Here is a 13341-nt window from a genome sequence, read left to right as displayed (position 1 = left end):
AGCCGGCCGTCCAGCCTCTCGGGCGCCGGCTCACCACCACTCGCCGACACGCTCGCGTCCGGACCCGGACGCGCACTCTCGACAACCGACATGACCAACCAGTCCTTTCACACAGGGGGGACGGCCCTCCGAGCGGGGAGGACGGCCCTTCGAACACGACGAAGCGGGGGGATGTGGGGATGTGGGGGGTGAGATGGGGGGTGGGGGTGGGGGTCAGGCAGGGCGGGGCCGGCGGGAACCCGGGGGCGTGCGCGGCGCGTTCAGGCGGAGGACTCCGTGGAGCCCCGGCGGCGCAGCTCGTCCGACAGTTCCTGCCAGACCTGCGCGCACTGGGCGGCCGCGGCGGCCGCCGTCTCGGCGCGGTACGGGGGGACCGCGGCGACGATGCGCTCCCGCTGGCGCAGGGCGCTGACCTGGAGGTCCAGCATCCGCAGCAGGAGCCGGCCCGCCTCGCTGAGGCGGAGCAGCGGGTCCTTGCAGAGCGCGGGCACCAGGGCGGCGAGCCGCTGACCGGCCGCGCCGGGCGGGCCGTTCGGGCCGTTCGGGCCGGTGGGGGCGCCCTGCCCCGATCCACCGGGTACGGCGGTCAGGCCGCCGCTCTCGTGGAGCGGGGGGCGGGCGCGCCGCTGGCCGGCGGGCACCGGGTCGGCGCCCTCGCCGATCCTGCGCCGGACGTCCCGTACGGTCGACGGGGCGATGCCGGCCGCCCGGGCGATCTCCCGGAGCGAGGCCTGGGGGTGGTCGGCGAGCAGCCGGGCCGCGGCCTCCCGGCCTCTTACCGGGTCCAGGGGCCGGATGCGGCCGTCGCGGCCGATCCTGCCGTCCACCGCCGTCGGCCCGGTCGCCCGGGCGCGCAGTGCGGCGACGGTCCGGGCGGACAGCCCGGTGCGGTCGGCCAGGAAGCGGTCGGACCAGTCCGGGTGGGTCCGGAGGATCCGCAGGGCGGCGGTGGTGCGCTCCCTGCGGGTGAGGGGGCGTCCGTGGCGGATGTTGGCCTCCACGGAGAGGACGAAGGCGTCCTCGGCGCTGCCGTCGAAGAACACGACGTCCACGGTGTTCTGACCGCGCAGCCGTGCGGCGCGCAGCCGGTGGGTTCCGTCGATGACCCGCATGGTGGCGCGGTGGACGAGGAGCGGCCGGTAGGGACCCTCGGCGGTGGCCAGGGTGCGGGCGTACTCCTCGTCGAGTCCGACGGTCCGCGGCGAGTCGGCGGTCCGCAGGGTCGCGGTCGGCACCCTGACCACGGCGCCGGCGGCGTCGGCGAGCGGGGTGGTGTGCGCGAGGGGTGTGGGGAGTTTTCTGAGGTTCAGGTTCATGGGTTCACCTCCTTCCGGGAGTGGCCCGGGCGCCGGGTTCGTTCGGCGGCCCAGAAGGACAGTAAGTAACTACCGTTCGGTAACTAGCATCGGGCGCGAGCTCCCGAAGCGACTCTGGCAACTCCCCGCCCCGGGGCGGGCGATGGTGGGCGACTGCGGGTCTTGCGCAGTCGCCCACCACCTGGGCGAGGGGTGCGGATACCGGGGCGGTGAGGGACACGTCCGCCGGGGCGGCGGGGGGTGCGTCCGCCGGGGCGGCGGGGGCGGGGCGCCACGTCTTGGCGGGAGACGCGTGCGCGGGACCGGCGGGGGGTGCGTCCGCCGGGTCCGCGGGGGCGAGGCGCCATGCCCCAGCGGGAGACGCGCCCGCCGGACCAGCGGGAGACGCGTCCGCCAGGGCGGCGGGGGGAGCGTCCTCCGGACCGGTGAGGGCTGTGCCCTCCGGGCCGACGAAGGCGAGGCGCAACCCCCCAGCGGGAGACGCGTCCGCCGGCCCGACGGGGGCGACGCGCCAGGCGCCGACGGGGGCCGGACGCCGCGCCCCGGCGGGAGCCAGGTGCCACGCCCCCGCCGGAGCCGGGTGCCACGCCCCCACCGGGGTCTGGTGCCGTGCCCCGGTGGGGCCCGCGGGAAGCGTCTCGCCCGCCGCCGGGTGGAGCGGCCGGTCAGACACCCACGAGCTCCTGGGCGCCGACGAAGTCCCGGAGCCAGGAGCGGAATCCGGGCCCGAGGTCCTCGCGTTCGCAGGCGAGGCGGACGGTGGCCTGGAGGTACTCGGCGCGGTCGCCGGTGTCGTAACGGCGGCCGCCGAAGACGACGCCGTGCACGGGCCGGCCCCGCTCGACGAGCCCGCGGAGCGCGTCGGTCAGCTGGATCTCGCCGCCCCGGCCCGGACGGGTGCGGCGCAGCTCCTCGAAGATCTCCGGGTCGAGGAGGTAGCGCCCGATCACGGCCAGGTTGCTGGGCGCGGTGCCGGGGGCGGGCTTCTCCACCAGGTCGGTGATACGGACGCCGTCACTGCCGGCCAGGCGCTGTACGGCGGCGCATCCGTACTGGTGGATGCGGTCGGGCCCGACCTCCATGAGCGCCACGACGCTGCCGCCGTGGCGCTCGCGGACCTCGGTCATCCGGGCGAGGAGGGGGTCGCGGGGGTCGATGAGGTCGTCGGCCAGGAGCACGGCGAAGGCCTCGTCGCCGACGTGCGGGGCGGCGCAGAGGACGGCGTGGCCGAGGCCGAGCGGGTCGCGCTGGCGCACGTAGTGGATGTCGGCCAGCTCGGTGGAGGCGCAGACGCTGTCGAGCTTGTCCTGGTCGCCCCGGCGGGCCAGGGCCTCCTCCAGCTCGTGGTTGCGGTCGAAGTGGTCCTCCAGGGCGCGCTTGTTGCGACCGGTGACCATGAGGATGTCCGCCATGCCGGCGGCGACGGCCTCCTCGACGACGTACTGGATGGCGGGCTTGTCGACGACCGGCAGCATCTCCTTGGGCGTGGCCTTGGTGACCGGCAGGAACCGGGTGCCGAGGCCGGCCGCGGGAATGACCGCCTTGGTGATGGGGGAAGGTGTTTTCGACATGGTGGTGAGGCTAGGTAATCCGGCCCCGCAAAAGCACTGTCCGCCGCCCTCCCGGGTCCCACTTCGGCATTTCGGCAAAGTCGTCCGGGCCACCCCGATCCGAATACGGAAAATGCGGTACGAGGGATTCCGTAAACGTTTCCCCGCTCACGAGAAAAGCCCCGGTCGCGAATGAGCGCGGCCGGGGCGAGGGGGAGCAGGGGCACGGGTCGGAGGCGGACCCGGGTCCGGAGCGGGGGCGTCAGGGGCCGCCCTGCGGCGGGACGGACGGCGAGCGGCCGCCGTACGGGAGCGTGGTGCGGAGCTCACCGTACGGACCGGCGGCGGAAGGTTCCGCGTACGGCTCCGCGACCACCCCCCGGCAGACGAGCCGCCACAGCTCGCGTAACTCCTCCAGGGCGCGGCCGGGCAGGGCGGTGGGCCGCCGCCGGACGCGCCAGGCGGTGCCGGACAGCAGGTGGCAGGCGAGCCCGGCGACCGGGCGGGGCTCGACGCCCGGCACCAGCTCCCCCTTCGCGGCGGCCTGTTCGAGCAGCTCCTGGAAGGAGGGCAGCCAGGCCCCGCACCAGGACTGCCCGGGCCGCCCGCCCTCCTGGGAGAGCCGGATCGCGGCCCGGACGGCCGGCTCGCGCTCGACGAGCGCGCCGAGGGCGAGCAGCAGGACGGAGGCGGTGTCGACGGCCCGGCCGCCGCGCCGCTCGGCTTCGCCGACGACGCCCCGGGCCATGGCCGTTCCGCGCTGGACCACGGCGGCGGCGAGATCGGCCTTCGCCTCGAAATGGAAGGTCACCGCGCCCACGGAAATGCCCGCGCGCCGGCTCAACCGGGAGAACGAGGTTCCCTCGTAACCGTGCAGGTCGAATTCGACCGCGGCCGCGGAGAGAAGCTGCTGACGGGTGCGCACGGCGCGCGTTTGTTTCACCACGTGTTCATCACTGCCATTCGATCGTCACTGCCCCGCCGATACGCGTCGACACGCACGCGTCGACACTCGCGCCGGGGCACGCGTCGCTCCGTGGTGCCCCGCACGCGCCGAGCGCGCCGATCGCGTCGGCGCGCGCCGTCGCGCGCCGTCCCCGAGGGGTCAGCGGCACCGCAGCCTGCCCGCCCGCACTCCCCGACGCGAGGGCTACTTGGCGAAGACGTCACCCGCCCCGGGTGCTCCGCGGGGTGCCCTCCCCCAACCTGCCGAAGTCGTCCCTCGAAGGCCAGAGGAACACTCGAAAAAAAACGATCGTTCTGTATTCTGCTGGTGACGGTCGCTCGCTGGATCGACCGTCGGGATCGCCCGGCCGGCACCCACCGGCCGACGGACAGCCCGGCCGGCACCCCACCGGCCGTTGCCGAGGAGGCGGAGAGATGACGGCACTGACCCTCCCCCTGGCTCCCAGAGCCACGGAGACGCCGCGCGAGCGGTTACCCCAGCCCACACCGCGGTCCGGAACCCACCCCACACCGCGGTCCGAACCCGGCCTCACGCCTCGGCCGGGACCGGAGGCCACGCCTCGGTCCGCTCCCGGGCCCATGTCTCGGCCGGGTCCTGGACCCGCGCCTCGGTCGGGGTCCGGGCCCACGCCTCAGTCAGGCCCCGAGTCCACGCCTCGGCCGGGGCATGGGCCCACGCCTCGGTCCGCACCCGGGCCCACGTCTCAGCCGGGCCCCGGATCCGCGCCTCGGTCGGGGCCTGGGCCCACGCCGCTGGGCGCCCCGCGGTCCGGCGCCGGGCCGACTCCGACGGCCGCCCCCGGCCCTGCCCCGTCGGCCGCCGCCGACCCGGCCCTGACCGGCTACACCGAGCGGCTCTTCGGCCACCTGTCCCGCGCCGACCAGCGGCGCTGGGCGCACGTCTACCTCCAGGGGCTGCTGACCGCGCCGGGCAAGAAGTCCGTACGGGAGCTCGCCGCCTCGGTCACGGACTCCCCCACCGCGTACCAGTCGCTCCAGCAGTTCATCAACGCGAGCCCCTGGGAGTGGGAGCCCGCCCGCCGCGAGCTCCTGCGCTGGGTCGGCGAACGCCACGCCCCCGCCGCCTGGACGGTGGGGCAGGCGGTCCTGCCGAAGCGCGGCTCGCACTCCGTCGGCGTGCACCGCCGGTTCGACCCGGCCGCCGGACGGACCCTCAACTGCCAGCTCGGCATCGGGATCTTCGCCGGCCTCGACGAGAGCACCGGCATCCCGGTCGACTGGCGGCTGCTCCTTCCGGAGCCCTGGCTCGCGGACGCCGACCGGCGCCGCCGGGCCCGGATAGACCCCGACACCTCCTACCGCTCCCCCGCCTCGCTGATCCTGGACCTCGCGGACTCCGTCCGGGACGCGCCCCGCGCACCCCTGGTCGCGGACCTGAGCCGGACCGCGCGGGCGGGCGAGCTGGTCGCCGCGCTCGCGGCACGCGGCTGGGACCTGCTCGTCGCCGTCCCGCCGACCCTCACGCTCACGCCCGCGGGCCTTCCCACCGGCACGGAGCTCACGGCCGCCGGCGTCGCCGCCCTCGGCCGGCTACGGCACCCCCAGGCCATGCGGGTCCACTCGACCCTCGTGCGCCTGCCCGATCTCCCGCAGCCCTGCCGCCTGTTCACCCAGCGCCGCAACGGCCCCTTCTGGCTGACGACCCTCACCCGCCACCGGATGGACGACCTGCTCCACCTGACCCTCCTCCAGGGCGCGCCCGCCGCGACGACCCGCCGCCTGGCCGACGCGTACGGCCTCCTCGACTTCGAGGGCCGCTCGTACCCCGGCTGGCACCACCACATGACGCTGGTCTCGGCGGCGTACGCCTACGACGCCGCCCCGGCCGCCCCGCACCGCCACCGCCTCCCCGGCGCGGCGTGACCGCCGCCGGCGGGGAGGCGTGCGGCGCGGCTGCCACGGCCCCCTCGGGATGAGGGTCCAGGGGCTCTGGGCTCTGGACCCTGGGCCCTCATCCGTTCACGGGGCCGTGGCCGTCGCGACCCTGAGGGCCGGGGGGAGTCACCCCTCGGCTCGGAGCAGGGCGAGGACCTCGTCGCGGACCTTGGCCATGGTGGCCGCGTCGCGGGCCTCGACGTTGAGGCGGAGGAGGGGTTCGGTGTTGGAGGCGCGGAGGTTGAACCACCAGTCGGCGGAGGTCACGGTGAGGCCGTCGAGCTCATCGAGGACGACGCCGTCCTCGCGCTCGTACGCGGCCCGGACGGCAGCGGTACGCGCGCCCTGGTCGGCAACGGTGGAGTTGATCTCGCCGGAGCCGGTGTACCGGTCGTACGAGGCGACCAACGACGACAGCGGCCCTTCCTGTCCGCCGAGGGCGGCGAGGACGTGCAGGGCGGCGAGCATGCCCGTATCGGCGTTCCAGAAGTCCTTGAAGTAGTAGTGCGCCGAGTGCTCACCACCGAAGACCGCACCGGTCCTCGCCATCTCCTCCTTGATGAAGGAGTGACCCACCCGGGTCCGCACCGGAACACCGCCCTGCTCACGCACGACCTCCGGCACCGACCAGGACGTGATCAGATTGTGGATGACCGTCCCGCCGGGATGCTTCGCGAGCTCACGGGCGGCGACCAGCGCCGTGATCGCGGACGGCGAGACCGGCTCACCCCGCTCGTCGACCACGAAACACCGGTCCGCGTCCCCGTCGAAAGCCAGACCCAGATCCGCACCCTCCGCCCGCACCCGCGCCTGCAGATCCACGATGTTCGCCGGATCCAGCGGATTCGCCTCATGATTCGGGAAAGTACCGTCGAGCTCGAAATACATCGGCACGAGGTCCAGCGGCAGCCCGTCGAAAACCGTCGGCACGGTGTGCCCACCCATGCCGTTACCGGCATCCACGACCACCTTCAACGGCCGGATCCCGATGAGATCCACCAACCCCTTCAGATGGGCCGCGTAATCGGCCAGCGTGTCCCGCTCGGTGATCGTCCCGGCCTCCGGAGCGGCGGCGGGGGCGCCTTCGACGAGCCAGCGCTCGGCAAGCGCCCGGATCTCGGACAGCCCGGTGTCCTGCCCGACCGGCGCCGCACCCGCCCGGCACATCTTGATCCCGTTGTACCGGGCCGGATTGTGCGAAGCGGTGAACATCGCACCCGGCAGACCCAGGCTCCCCGAAGCGAAGTACAACTGGTCCGTCGAGCACAGCCCGATGAGGGTGACATCGGCGCCGAGGCGGGCGGCACCGCGGGCGAAGGCGTCGGAGAGACCCGGCGAGGAGGGCCGCATGTCGTGGCCGACGACAATGGCATCGGCCTCGGTGACACGGACGAAGGCGGCACCGAAGAGTTCGGCGACCTCCTCGTCCCACTGGTCCGGAACGACCCCGCGGACGTCGTACGCCTTCACGATCGCGGCCAGCGAGGCAACGGGGGACGACAACACCTTCGACACGTCGAGCTCCTTCAGGCGGAGGGGAGGGACGCCGCCGGACGCTACCCGCGCTTCCATCCCACCCGCCCGCACACCGCCGATTCACGCGACGGCTATGGCACCTCGCCGCTCACTCCCCGACACGGACCTCCTCCGCCACCGACGCAGACGCCGACCCGGCCCCCGATTCGTCCTCGCCCTCGACCTCGCCCTCCGGCCCGGCCCCCCACTCCGGAAGGTCGAACCGCAGCGAGTCCCTGATCTCGGGCACGGCCACCGCGGGCAGCAGGTAGCGCCAGAGGGAGACGACCCGTTGGGGCAGGTCGCGCCGCTCGGACGACACCTGGGAGAACAGCTGCGCACCGGTGAAGGAGCTCACGAGCACCCAGGCGAAGTCCTCGTCGTCGAGGCCGGGCAGGAGCTCGCCCCGGGCGCGGGCGAACCGCAGTTGCTGCCGGAACTCCAACACCCAGGCCTGATAGGCCACATCGTCGCGCAGCCCGAACTCCCCCTGCTCGACGGCGAGTCGGACGCCGGCCCGCAGCAGCGGATTCCGGCGCAGCTCGACGGCCAGGTACAGGGTGATGTCGATGAGCCGCTGGAGGCCGTCCTCCCCCTTGGGGAAGTCGAGCCCCTCGCCCTGGCTGACCATCACGGAGTAGGCGAGCTCCTCCTTGGAGCCGAAGTGGAAGTACATGCCTCCCTGGGTGACCCCGGCCCGCTTCATGATCTTGCTGATGCTGGCCCCACTGAACCCGAACTCGTCGAAGACCTCGGCCGCGGCGCGCAGGATCACCGCCCGGGTCTGCACCGCCCTCGGTTGCGGCGTCCTCTGCCGGTTCCGCTCTGCCACCGTCCCGCTCCCCTCTCGACAAAAAAAACGAACATCCTCTATTTTAGGGCGTGTGCCCGGCCAGGGCCATCACACAGCGCACGACACCTGGGGGAATCCGATGACTCCATACGTCGATCACACCGCCTTCACGAACCACGCGGGCCTGAGCAGCGCGTTACCGAGGGAGTACGTGCACAAGAGCGCGCACTCCGAAGTCCTCCTCACCGGCTGGAAGACGGAAGGCCCCGACACCTTCACCGTCACCGCCCAGTGGCCCCGCACCCACGCGTTCTACGCGCCCAGCGCCGGCCGCCACGACCCGCTGCTCCTCGCGGAGACCGTCCGCCAAGCCGTCCCGCTGCTGAGCCACGTCGCCTACGACGTGCCCTTCGGCCACCGCCAGATCTGGAACACCTTCTCCTTCACGCTCGACCCCGACGCCCTCGCCGTCGGCGCCACCCCGGCCGACATCGACATGCACGTCCGGTGCACCGACGTGATCCGCCGCGCCGGCCGCCTGCACGGCCTCACGATGCACGTCGAGCTCACCCGCGACGGCGCCCCCCTCGGCACCGCCGAGGCCGCCTTCACCAACCAGCCGCCCCACCTCTACCAGCGGCTGCGCGGTCCGTACGCCGACACGGCCCGCGCCCTCTCCACGGCCCTCCCCGCGCCGTCCCCGCTGCCTCCCCACCACGTCGACCGCGACCGCCGCACCGACGTCGTCCTGGCCCCCACCCCGGCCCCCCACCGGACCCAGCTGCGCATCGACCCGACCCACCCGGTGCTCTTCGACCACCCCGTCGACCACGCACCCGGCATGCTCCTCATCGAAGCCGCCCGCCAGGCCGCCCACCACACCACCCCCGACGGCCACCCCACCGCCGTCCTCACCGGCCTCCACACCACGTTCCACCGCTACATCGAACTGGACGCCCCCTGCTACATCACCACCCGCCCGACCCCCGCCCACACGGTCGAGGTCCAGGCCACCCAGAACGACCAGCTCTCCTTCACCGCCGCCGCCACCCTCACCCCCCGCACCACCTGACCACCCCGCCTCCCCCCACCCCCCACAAACCGAGGCGCCCCCACCACCCCCCATCCGCTAGGCTGTGACCGGCCATCCCCGCCTCCGTAGCTCAGGGGATAGAGCACCGCTCTCCTAAAGCGGGTGTCGCAGGTTCGAATCCTGCCGGGGGCACCAGTTCAAAGGCCCCTCACCTGCGGATATCCGCAGGTGAGGGGCCTTTGACGTCCACATCTGACATTGACCGCCGGGATCAGGATTGGCCGGGCCGCCTCTTGAGCAGCCGGTCCATATGACTGATCGCCTCGCGTGCGGCGGAGCGCAGCAGGTCCAGCAAGCCCGGATGTGGTGAGAGAGCGTCCGGAAGACCTTCGGAAGGGACTTCGACCATGACGCACGACGACCGACTCTCCGAGGTCCTGGGCAACGCCCGGGTGGTCTTCTTCGACTTCGACGGCCCCGTGTGCGATGTGTTCGCCGGCCTCCCGGCCTCCCGAGTCGCCGAACAGCTCACCGCGATCCTCACGGCGAAGGACGTGGCCGCGGGCGCGAAGGCGGCCGAGACCGATGACCCCATCGAGGTCCTGCGCATCGCGCACGAGGCGGACGCCGAGGTGGGCGGGGAGATCGAGCAGCGACTGACGGAAGCGGAGATCGAAGCCGTCGCGGTGGCGGGCCCACCGACGCCGGGGGCGGTGGAGGCCCTCCACGCCGTGAACGCTTCGGGGAGGGCGGTCGCGGTGGTGAGCAACAACTCGGCCGCGTGCGTCGAGAGCTTCCTCGAGGCGCACGGGCTGGAGGGGTACGTCGCCAAGGTGGTCGGCCGACCGACGGGACAGCCCCACCTGATGAAACCGAACCCGTTCCCGCTCATCACCGCGGCCGAGCGGATGCACATCGACGTCACGAACTGCACCCTGATCGGCGACTCGCTCACGGACATCCAAGCGGCCCACGCAGCCGGGGCCACGGCGATCGCCTACGCCAACAAGCCCCACAAGGCCGACCTCTTCGCCGAAGCCCAGGCCGACACCATCACCGACGACATGCACGCCATCGCCGACGCACTCACCACGACATAGCCGAGGAGCGGCGAAGGACCTGTCGTGGGTCTCTCTACCTACGGTCTTCAGGACCGTGTACGGGGCGATGCTCCCGAGGCATCGAGTGCGCCCACGGCCGCGTGGATGTGGGCCGGGCCGCGGCGCGATCGTTCTCCCGCGCACTGCCAGGACAGTCGCTCCTGTGCGTCCTCCGTCAGGTGCATGCCCAGGCCATGCTCGGGGCACAGGGGCCACACCTGCCAGAGGAGCTCCATGACGGTCTCCTGCGCGGCATCGGCGACGCTCGCCAGCGCAGAGGCGAGACCGTCCCGTGAGTCCGGGTCCAGGTGGTTGCCGTGCCACTCACCGTTGGCCATGGCGACGTAGACGTACTCCGGTTCCTCCGAGTCCCAGGACGGAAGGGCCAGCAGCCGCAGGGGTTCCAGCTGGGGAAGCGTCACCGCCAGGTCCCGGTTCACGAGGGCGAGGGCCTGGTCCCACATGGGGTACTCGCCCGACGAGACGCGGCGAGGCACGGGAGGGTCGAAAAGAGCGCACATGAGCACCATCCTCCGCCAGGTTCGAGTCCTGCCGAGGCTCGCGGCGGGAGGGCCCCTGCCGGGGGCGGCAGGGGCCTCGTCGTCTTCCCGGGGGGCGAGAGGGGTCAGATCGTCTCGGTTCGGTGGGGGGTGATCTTGAGGGTGAACGCGAGTCGTTCGGCGGCTGCCTTGGCCGCGCGGGTGGCTTCCTCGGGGGTGGCCGCGGTCGCCCGGGCGAAGGCCACGCGGGAGGCGGAGGAGGTCAGGCCGCCCACCTCGGTGCCGGGCTTGGCGAGGAGGGTGACCTCGGTGACGCCGGGGAGGGAGCGGGCCTCTTCGAGGCCGGTGACGTGGTCGAGGACGCCGGTGGCCTCCAGGGCGACGAACCAGACGGCCGAGGAACGGGGCGGGCGGGGCTCGGCCAGGGTGGCGCGGACGGCCGGGAGGACGCTCCGGCCCAGGGTCTGGCGGGCCGCGCAGTCATCGATGTCGACGCCCGTGGCGTCCAGGACGAGGGCCGGGATCTCGTCGCCGCCCATGCGGACGTGCGTCTCGATCAGGCGCGGGCCCTTCTCCGTGAGGCAGATCTCCGAGTGGGTCGGGCCGAACTCCACGCCGAGCGCGTCCAGTACGGCGGCGACGTAGGCGTGGATCCGGTCGCGGTCCTCGTCGGTGAGCGGTGCCGGGGTGACGTGGCCGAGCTCGACGAAGGTGGCCGGGTCCGAGAACTTCGCGGTGATCGCGACGACCTGGTGCTCGCCCGCCTCCGAGACGGCCTCGACGCTGAACTGCGGCCCGTCGAGGAACTCCTCGACGAGGACGCCCGCGTGCGGCAGGTCCCCGTAGCTGCCGTCGGCGCGGGCGAAGGCCTCCGCCAGCTCCCTCTCGTCGGTCACCTTGGTGATGCCGGCGCTGCCGGAGTTCGCGACCGGCTTCACCACGCAGGGCAGGCCGTGGCGGCGGACGAAGGCGCGCAGTTCGTCGACGTCGGCGACGCGGGCGCCCGCCGTGGAGTCCACGCCCGCCTCGCCCAGCCGGGCCCGCATGGCGTGCTTGTCGTGCACCAGGTGGACGGTGTCCGGGCGGTGCGCGGCGAGTCCCAGCGCCTCGGCGATGAGGGCGTAGTGGTTCTGGTTGCGCTCGCCGAAGGTGCCGATCCGGGTGAACGGGTCGCGGGCGTGGACGGCCGCCGCCAGGTCGACCCACTCCTGCTCGGGGGCGTCGTCCCGGAGTCCGAGGACGCGGGCGTTGTCGCCGGGGGCGCGGACCCGGCCGACGGAGTCGAGGCGGCAGAACACCGTGGTGCGGGCACCCGGGTGCGCGGCGCGGATGCGGGCGGGGAAGTCGCGGCCGGTGCCGACGATCAGGACGTGCTCGGACAAGGCGGCTTGTCCCTTCCGGAGGGGAGGTGGGAGTGAGAGGGGAGCGAGGGGGAGCGGGTCACTCCCAGCGGGTGTGGTGGTGCCACCACTCCCTCGCTTCGGCCAGGCGGGACTCCACCTCCTCCATGGTGTCGGCCTCGGCGAAGACGCTGGCCACCGCGTCGGTGACGGACTCGACGCCGCGGCCCACCGTCCCGGCCTCGCGCAGCAGCTTCAGCTCCACGCCGGAGACCGGGCACGGCTCGGCCGGTGGGACGAAGACGCCGTGGCCGGGCGGCAGCAGGACGTGGCCGGTGGCCCGGGCCGGAACGGCCGGCTGGGCGGTGAGGGTGAGGGGGAGGCCGCACTGCGCCCGGAGCCCTTCGCGCGCCAGGTGGACGCCGAAGGCCCTGCCGTACTGCTCGGCGATGAGGGCGCCGCCGGCCCGGCTGGCGATCTCGCAGAGGACGGGGACGCCGTCGGGGCCGACCCAGGCCTCCAGGTGGAAGGCGAGGGGGTGCGGCGCCGGGGGCAGGGCGGCGACGACGTCGGCGGCCAGGCGCTGGAGGGCGCGGGTGGCGGGGGCGTCCGGGGCGAGCAGGACGCTGCCGAGGTGGAGGTCCTGTCGGATGCGTTCGGCGAGACCGCCGGCGTACCGGGAGGGCCAGGAGTGGACGACCCGGCCGTCCCGCATGATGCCGTCGACGTGGTGGAAGTCGCCGTGGGCGAGGCTCTCCACCATCCACTGGCCGGGCAGGTACGGCACGTCGGAGCCGCGTTCGCGGGCGAAGAAGGCCGTGACGTCCGCGGGTTCGCGCAGGAACGCCACCCCTTCGGCGCCGGCGCCGAAGCGCGGCTTGACGACGACGGGCAGGCCGTGGGCGTCGACGAAGTCGAGGAGGTCCCGCGGGCTGTCGACGGCGGCGAAGTCCGGGACCCGTACGCCCGCGGCCCGTGCGGCCTCCTTCATGACGACCTTGTCGCGGTAGGCGGTGGCCGAGGCGACGTCCTGTCCGGGCAGGCCGAGGCGGGCCCGGAGCCTGGCGGCCCGCAGGACGTCGCTCTCGCTGGTGCTGGCCACCAGGTCCGCCCCGTACGCGCGGGCCGCCCGCTCCGCGGTCTCCTCGGTGGTCCAGCCGTGGTAGTCGTCGACCAGCCGGTGGCGGGGGAAGGAGGTGGCGAGGACGTCCTCGGCGCCGGCGACCGCCTTGGGGGTGGTGATCAGGACGGCGTCCTCGGGGCGGTCGAGCCACTCCTGGAGCGGGCGGCCGGTGAGCGGCTGCCGCGAGAACAGCAGAACGGTGGGCATGT

At 73.6% G+C, this 13341-nt stretch carries 11 protein-coding genes and 1 tRNA gene; 4 read left to right on the top strand and 8 right to left on the bottom strand.

All coding sequences use genetic code 11. The features are described 5' to 3' along the window. Positions 1-260: 260 nt before the first annotated feature. The 3 genes from ACFZCF_RS30645 to ACFZCF_RS30635 form a co-directional block, all read right to left on the bottom strand. Positions 261-1316: a ParB/RepB/Spo0J family partition protein gene (locus ACFZCF_RS30645; protein WP_388449615.1), complete on the bottom strand. Its 1056-nt coding sequence runs from the start codon at positions 1314-1316 to the stop codon at positions 261-263. A gap of 665 nt (positions 1317-1981) precedes the next feature. Continuing rightward, positions 1982-2887, bottom strand: a complete 906-nt coding sequence (galU, locus tag ACFZCF_RS30640) for a UTP--glucose-1-phosphate uridylyltransferase GalU (RefSeq protein WP_388449616.1) — start codon at positions 2885-2887, stop codon at positions 1982-1984. 241 nt (positions 2888-3128) lie between these two features. After that, entirely contained in the window at positions 3129-3791 is a 663-nt protein-coding gene (locus ACFZCF_RS30635) for a TetR family transcriptional regulator (RefSeq protein WP_391290297.1), read from the bottom strand. 620 nt (positions 3792-4411) lie between these two features. On the opposite strand from ACFZCF_RS30635, the gene ACFZCF_RS30630 reads away from it, so the two are divergent. Further along, positions 4412-5716 carry a transposase gene (locus tag ACFZCF_RS30630; RefSeq protein WP_391290295.1) on the top strand — a complete coding sequence of 435 codons (1305 nt, stop codon included), beginning with the start codon at positions 4412-4414 and terminating at the stop codon, positions 5714-5716. A gap of 138 nt (positions 5717-5854) precedes the next feature. Here the strand turns inward: ACFZCF_RS30630 and ACFZCF_RS30625 are convergent, their stop codons facing one another. Next, positions 5855-7243, bottom strand: a complete 1389-nt coding sequence (locus ACFZCF_RS30625) for a phosphomannomutase/phosphoglucomutase (protein WP_391290293.1) — start codon at positions 7241-7243, stop codon at positions 5855-5857. Between the two features lie 109 nt (positions 7244-7352). Further along, positions 7353-8075 carry a ScbR family autoregulator-binding transcription factor gene (locus tag ACFZCF_RS30620; RefSeq protein ID WP_391290291.1) on the bottom strand — a complete coding sequence of 241 codons (723 nt, stop codon included), beginning with the start codon at positions 8073-8075 and terminating at the stop codon, positions 7353-7355. A 100-nt stretch (positions 8076-8175) separates the two neighbouring features. Here ACFZCF_RS30620 and ACFZCF_RS30615 point away from each other — a divergent pair, with 100 nt between their 5' ends. The 3 genes from ACFZCF_RS30615 (at position 8176) to ACFZCF_RS30605 (ending at position 10169) form a co-directional block, all read left to right on the top strand. Next, positions 8176-9108 (top strand): ScbA/BarX family gamma-butyrolactone biosynthesis protein, encoded by a 933-nt coding sequence (locus ACFZCF_RS30615; RefSeq protein ID WP_391290289.1) that lies wholly within the window; start codon positions 8176-8178, stop codon positions 9106-9108. 80 nt (positions 9109-9188) lie between these two features. Next, positions 9189-9264: transfer RNA gene (locus ACFZCF_RS30610), tRNA-Arg, on the top strand. 212 nt (positions 9265-9476) lie between these two features. Beyond that, positions 9477-10169 (top strand): HAD hydrolase-like protein, encoded by a 693-nt coding sequence (locus tag ACFZCF_RS30605; protein ID WP_391290287.1) that lies wholly within the window; start codon positions 9477-9479, stop codon positions 10167-10169. Between the two features lie 47 nt (positions 10170-10216). Here the strand turns inward: ACFZCF_RS30605 and ACFZCF_RS30600 are convergent, their stop codons facing one another. From ACFZCF_RS30600 to ACFZCF_RS30590, 3 genes are all read right to left on the bottom strand, one after another. Further along, on the bottom strand, positions 10217-10690 hold the full coding sequence (locus tag ACFZCF_RS30600) for a hypothetical protein (protein ID WP_391290285.1): 474 nt from the start codon (positions 10688-10690) through the stop codon (positions 10217-10219). 104 nt (positions 10691-10794) lie between these two features. Beyond that, positions 10795-12051, bottom strand: a complete 1257-nt coding sequence (locus ACFZCF_RS30595) for an ATP-grasp domain-containing protein (RefSeq protein ID WP_391290283.1) — start codon at positions 12049-12051, stop codon at positions 10795-10797. 58 nt (positions 12052-12109) lie between these two features. Then, complete coding sequence (locus ACFZCF_RS30590) at positions 12110-13339, bottom strand: acetyl-CoA carboxylase biotin carboxylase subunit family protein (RefSeq protein ID WP_391290281.1); 1230 nt, start codon at positions 13337-13339, stop codon at positions 12110-12112. Positions 13340-13341 lie beyond the last annotated feature (2 nt).

Origin of the sequence: Streptomyces sp. NPDC007945 (assembly GCF_042958885.1) — a bacterium.
Classification (GTDB): Bacteria; Actinomycetota; Actinomycetes; order Streptomycetales; family Streptomycetaceae; genus Streptomyces.
This window is presented reverse-complemented; position numbering and strand designations above follow the sequence as displayed.